Source organism: Deltaproteobacteria bacterium (genome assembly GCA_012522415.1).
Taxonomy (GTDB): Bacteria; Desulfobacterota; Syntrophia; order Syntrophales; family JAAYKM01; genus JAAYKM01.
Window position 1 is genome coordinate 1 of sequence record JAAYKM010000117.1, and the last position, 5,623, is coordinate 5,623.

6 protein-coding genes are annotated in these 5,623 nt (G+C 51.6%); 5 read left to right on the top strand and 1 reads right to left on the bottom strand.

Going from position 1 to position 5,623, the window contains the following annotated elements:
• The 5 genes from dndD to GX147_09390 form a co-directional block, all read left to right on the top strand.
• Positions 1 to 1,451, top strand: a 1,451-nt coding sequence (gene dndD, locus GX147_09370) for a DNA sulfur modification protein DndD (protein ID NLN60888.1), incomplete at its 5' end; no start/stop codon positions are given.
• Positions 1,452 to 1,454: 3 nt separating this feature from the next.
• Positions 1,455 to 2,981 (top strand): DndE family protein, encoded by a 1,527-nt coding sequence (locus GX147_09375; GenBank protein ID NLN60889.1) that lies wholly within the window; start codon positions 1,455 to 1,457, stop codon positions 2,979 to 2,981.
• Between the two features lie 25 nt (positions 2,982 to 3,006).
• Positions 3,007 to 3,654, top strand: coding sequence for a hypothetical protein (locus GX147_09380; GenBank protein ID NLN60890.1), 648 nt, complete (start codon positions 3,007 to 3,009; stop codon positions 3,652 to 3,654).
• Positions 3,655 to 3,979: 325 nt separating this feature from the next.
• Complete coding sequence (locus tag GX147_09385) at positions 3,980 to 4,375, top strand: hypothetical protein (GenBank protein ID NLN60891.1); 396 nt, start codon at positions 3,980 to 3,982, stop codon at positions 4,373 to 4,375.
• Between the two features lie 79 nt (positions 4,376 to 4,454).
• Positions 4,455 to 5,198, top strand: a complete 744-nt coding sequence (locus GX147_09390) for a carboxypeptidase (protein NLN60892.1) — start codon at positions 4,455 to 4,457, stop codon at positions 5,196 to 5,198.
• Between the two features lie 298 nt (positions 5,199 to 5,496).
• Here GX147_09390 and GX147_09395 read toward each other — a convergent pair.
• Positions 5,497 to 5,623 (bottom strand): transposase (locus GX147_09395; GenBank protein NLN60893.1); only part of this gene is annotated, 127 nt, incomplete at its 5' end.

Consider the following 5,623-nt stretch of genomic DNA (forward strand, 5'->3'; position numbering starts at 1 on the left):
ACCGGCTGGCCGCTGACATTCTCTATATCAAGAACGAGGAGCGCAAGGGGTTTGTGGAAATTTCCGACGAAGACCTGGATTTCAAGCAAAGCGAGTTGAAAAAAGAGCGCAGCAAGCTGACCCGCCGGCAAACAGAGCGGGAGCACGTGCAGCAAGAATTAGCGGAATTCAGGCAGCAGCTCGAAGATGCCCGGAACAGGTTTACCGCGGCCTTTCAGGCCGAGCCGGAAACGCGCGAGACCATGCGTGCCAATGAAAAAAAACGCGTTCAGGCGGTAAACCGCCTGGCCCAGGTGGAAAGTGAAATCCGGGGGTTGTGCGAAAAGACCCTGCCGTTTGCCATCACCGGCAGGTTGTTCGAGCCCATGCGGCAGCAGATCGAATCCGAACGGGACTCCGTCGGCAGCGAGGCGATCAGGGAAAACGCCGCCTCCCTGGCCAAGCGGATCGTGCGGGTAGTGGAAGAGCCGGAGCCGATTTATCGGGAGACGCTGTCGCACGAAAAGATGGTTGAGCTGGAGCGGCGCATCTTCCGGTTGCTCAGGGAGGGCGATTCTCGAGGAGTGATGGCGCGGATACTGGATCTTTCCGATCGTGATGCGGCCCGGGTGCTCAACAAGATGGAAGCGTTGGAAAGTGGAGAGATATTTCTGCTCAGACCATTGCTGGAAGAGAAACGGGAGCTGGCCGCTCAGATCCGCAGGCTCGAAGGTTTGAGCCGGACCGGTCTGCTGTCCGAATCGGAGAAAGAGCTTTTCGAGCAGCTGCAGACTGAAATGGAGGGCTGTTCAACCCAGATCGGCCGCAAGACCGAACAATTGCGCCTTTTGGAAGAGGAAATTCTGTCCCTTGAAAAACGGATCACGGCCATTGAGCTGGAGATTGAAAAACTCTACGAAAAACACCACGTCTCCAGGGAAAGGGTCGAGTTTATCCAGGAATGCGACGCCATTGCCGGGGTGCTCAATCAATTCGTGGTGCGGTTGCGCAAAAACAAAGTCCATCTCCTGCAGGAAAAGACCTTTGAAATGTATCGCCAGCTTTCCAGCCGTAGCGGCTTGATCAAGGATATCATCATCGACGACAAGACCTACGAGATGCGCATCTCCGACCGCAACGGCCATGAAATTAAAAAATCCGGGCTTTCCGCTGGAGAAAAAGAAGTGTTTGCCGTCTCACTGCTGTGGGGCCTGGCCCAGACCAGTCAATTGAAGCTGCCCATCGTCATCGACACGCCCCTGTCCCGTCTGGACAGCACCCACCGCGATAACATCGTGAACAACTACTTTCCCAATGCAGGGGAACAGGTGATCATATTGTCTACTGACACTGAGATCGACAAGGACTACTATCGGATACTTAAAACCCGTCTGAGCGGAGCCGGGATTCTGGTGTTTGACCAGCAGCGGGAGCTGACGACATTTAAGGAAGGATACTTCTGGGAGAATTAAATTATGGCCGACCGACTGTACACATCCAATGAGGCGGATGAGGTGCTCAGCGCCCTGAGGTTCGAAACCAAGCTGGAAAAGGCGACCCTGGCCCGCATGGCTTTTGCCCTGTCCCTAGTCAAGGAGGGGCCGGATGTGGTTCAGAGCACCAGTTTCACCGGCGCTGAGATGAAGCGCCCCACATTTGTGGGCGAAGACGAAATCTTCATGCGGGCACTGATCTGCCATGTCTATAGCAGACGCGACATCGATGAAGACGGCTTCTTTTCCAACCGCTCTATCATAAAGAACCATATCGACAGCGGGGCCGAGATGCTGGGCCGCCTGTATCAGGAATGCGGCCGGGATGCGGACACTTTGCTGACACGTCTGGTTAACGAAGTGGAGTTCGGTGGACGTCGGGAAACCGCCGGGCATGGACTGGATATTTTCATCGGCCGGACCCTGTTGCAGCAGCATGAAATGATCATGGAACTTAACAATACCGTCAAGCATGCCAATTCACACCTGGCCATCATGGGCAAACCGGGTACGGGAAAAACCCAGTTCGTATTGAAAATCCTGACCGATATCCGCCAGCAGTCCAACTATCAGACCAATTTCATCTATTTCGACTACAAGGGCGATGTGGTGGACAATGAACGATTTCTTGAAGCTGCCAAGGTCCATCCCTTCAGGCTGCTCCAGGGTGGAGAAAGCCTGCCTATCAATCCTTTTGTCCTGCCGGCCTATGATGAGCAGACGATCAATGTGTCGGCCCGGGAAAAGGCCGAAAGCTTCGCCTCAATCAACAGTAAACTGGGGGTGGTGCAAAAGGGTGCGTTGACCGAGGCGATCCGTTCTTCCTATGCGCAACGGGCGGATTCGTCGACTCCCTATCCGGATTTCCACGATGTGTACCGCATGGTGGCGACCATGTACGAAGCAGATAACAAAAAAGATGATAGCCTTATCGAGGTGCTGCGGGACCTCTCGGATTTCGATCTGTTCTGGCAGCATGGAAGTGATGTGGCCCCCATCAACCGGCTTTCCAATCGAACATTGCTGATTGATGTGCATGCCATGCCGGTGTTGAAGGAATTGGTGGCTTACTTGGTAATCGAGCGACTCTACAAGGAAATGGCGTTGTTGCCCGACAGCCCGGTTCGGGATGGGCGGCGCACCATTCGATCCATCCTGGTCATCGACGAGGCCCACAACTACCTGAGCCAGCGTAACATTTTTCTGCAGCGCATCATTCGCGAGGGCCGCTCCAAGGGTATCGTGGTGTTCTTTGCCAGCCAGTCTCCCAACGATTACCAGCAGAAGTTTTTCAATTTTCAGGAGTTGCTTGAGTTTGCTTTCATCTTTCAATGCGAAGGGGTTTCGGCCGCATCGGTCCAGGATATTCTGGGTTGTAGCACCAAAACTGCTAAAGACCTGCAAACCGAAATTGCTCGCCTGGAACCGTGGCAGGTGGTGGCCCGCAGCCCGGAAAAGACAGAGGAGTTCGTGAAATTTACGGCGGAGGCATTTTATAAAAACTACTAAATGTTGCATGTAGGGGCAGCACACCATGGGTCAACTGTATGAACTTGAAAAGCACGTCAATGAACTTGTTTCAGAACTGTCGGAAATCATCCAGCGTTTGCAAAAAGATATCGCTAATGCAAAGAAAGCGGTTTCCTTTGACCAGGTTAAAGCGATTGAAAACTCCATCGCCCGTATGAAAAGACAAGGTGTTCCTGTTCCACCCGAACTCAGCGCATTAAAAATAAAACTTTTTTCGGAACACGAGCTTCATCAAGGACGGGTTGACCTTCACCGAAAGATTCAAGAGCGCATCGGTGATCTGCTTCAGCGTGAAACACCCCTCGGACAGAGAAGAAAACGCATTGACAATCCCAAGCTTGGCGGTTTGTCGCACCGCAAGCCTCCCAACTACGAGAAGCCCCTCGGCAGCAAGGGTAATAAAAATCTGGAAGACTACTTGATTCCCGTGATCCGCTTGATGTGGAGTGGGCTGGACCACATCGCAGCCTTCCGCAGCATCGCTCAAAAACTTGATGTCAGATACAATACAGTCAGTTCCCAGTGTACGAGAGCCCTTGATCTTACGACAGATGAATTCATACGACAGGTGAGGTCTAAATCGATTGTTGATTTGCTCAAACGTAAATATCAGGACCAATACTGGCGGATAAAAACTGAATTGAAACCATGAGCGAATACCAGTTTTACGAATTCCTGGCCATCGCCCCCCTGGGGTAGGTTGAAAACAATGGACACCAAATGTTAATATTTTCAAGGTAACGGAGGTGTCAAAAATGAAAGTTAATTCCCACTGTGGTTATTCAAAAGCATTCAGAGAAGAAGCTGTTAAAATGGTAGTGGAAAGCGGGAATTCTGCGGGCCAGGTGGCCCGGGAACTATGCCTTCCCCGGGAGTCATGAAAAAAAGAAGTATGGATGCTGGATTTGTTGAACGAAATCCTTACGCCTGTCATCCTTCGGAACTTCAGGATATCGTCATTCGAGGAGGACGCAGATATGCGTGCGATCAAAGTCTTTCTTGCTGGCGGCTTGATCCTCTTTACCGCCTGTTACGCATTTGCTGAACAGGAAAGCGAATTTGAGTTTGAGGGAAAATACCAGGTGGGGAGCACCTCGTGTACGGTAAAACCGATCAAGATGGCCTTTGAAGTGCGGTGGGCAAGGGGAACAGGTTTCATGGTCTTCTTCTTCGAGAAAGAAACGGAGGATGGAAAATACATTTTCGTTTCAGAGGGAAAAGACGTGTTGCCGGATCGTTTTGAATTCGACGATCATCAATTTATAAAGGGGAGATTTGTCCGATCCGGTGGCAAAGTGTCCAAGGTCCAAAAAATCTCTGCCGAGAACGGGATGAAGCCATGCCGGAATCCTGCACCCTTCAAGGGGAAATGAATCGGGCATCCCTGTCGATGATGTTGTAATGGTTAGATACATTTGATGCTTTTTCCCAGACAAAAGAGGGGGTGATCCTATGAAGCTCAAGGAACTTTTGGCGATTACCAGGAAGACGGACATCAATAAGCTGACAGAAGAGCAGATCAAAGAGCTGCAGACGGCTTTGAACCAGCTGGGCTATCCGGCCGGTGACATTGACGGATTGGTGGGCCCGAAAACCCGAAGTGCCTGGTCCGAGTTCAAGGCTGATGTCTATGAGGAGGACCCGGTCCTTATCAACCCTGACTTTATCGCCGCGCTTCAGAAAAGGGTTGAGGATGCCGGGGAAACCCAGGGCAATGACTTCAGTACCCGGGAAGGAACCATCGACGCGATAATGAGGGAATGCAGAAAGCAGAATATCGGATCCAATGCTCAGATCGCCTATGTCCTGGCGACCGTGGAATGGGAAACGAACCACACCTTCAAGCCGGTTCGTGAAGCCTATTGGAAAAGCGAAGAATGGCGGAAAAATAATTTCCGGTATTACCCTTACTATGGGCGTGGATATGTGCAATTGACCTGGGAAGACAACTACAAGAAATATTCACAGATTTTAGGGGTGGACCTGGTCAACAATCCGGATCGGGCAATGGACGCTGACATCGCGCTCTTCGTTCTGGTTCATGGTTTCAAGACAGGGACGTTTACAGGCCGTAAAATCACGGATTACATCAACAAGAACAAGACGGATTTTGTCAAAGCCAGGCGCTGCATTAATGGAACCGATCACGCCCACGATATCGCCCGGTTGGCTGAGGACTTTCTGAACGCCCTTTAAGAACGGGGCAATCCATATAAAACAGGCGGGACTGGTCTGTCCATTTCCTGGCTGATGGTGTCTTTACTTCCAATTCTGTTATGAGAACGCTGTTCTGAAAGAGAATGCCGTTGATGGCCGCCGCAAAACGTGTCGGTATTGAAAAATGTCTGTGCGAGCCTTGACCCATCTGAATCGTGAGAAAATGGAAGGGGAGGGGGACGGTCAACCCAAGCCCGCCCTCGTGCAAATCAGGCATTGTGCGAGGGAACTGATTTTTTCGTCCATGGTGAATCCGGCGGCTCTTGCTGGGCTGCTATCAGGCCCCCTTCTCAGCGCTTTTGCGGCGGTCCGAAAAAAGCTGCGGCAGCTCCTCAAGCAGTTTCTGCCGCCATTGGCGGATCTGGTTGGGGTGGACACCGTATTCCGAAGCGATCTGGGTTATG

What these genes read in the sequence shown, in the direction of transcription:
- GX147_09375 (NLN60889.1), top strand. Translation starts at nt 1,455, where the DNA reads ATGGCCGACCGACTGTACACATCCAATGAGGCGGATGAGGTGCTCAGC.
- GX147_09380 (NLN60890.1), top strand. Translation starts at nt 3,007, where the DNA reads ATGGGTCAACTGTATGAACTTGAAAAGCACGTCAATGAACTTGTTTCA.
- GX147_09385 (NLN60891.1), top strand. Translation starts at nt 3,980, where the DNA reads ATGCGTGCGATCAAAGTCTTTCTTGCTGGCGGCTTGATCCTCTTTACC.
- GX147_09390 (NLN60892.1), top strand. Translation starts at nt 4,455, where the DNA reads ATGAAGCTCAAGGAACTTTTGGCGATTACCAGGAAGACGGACATCAAT.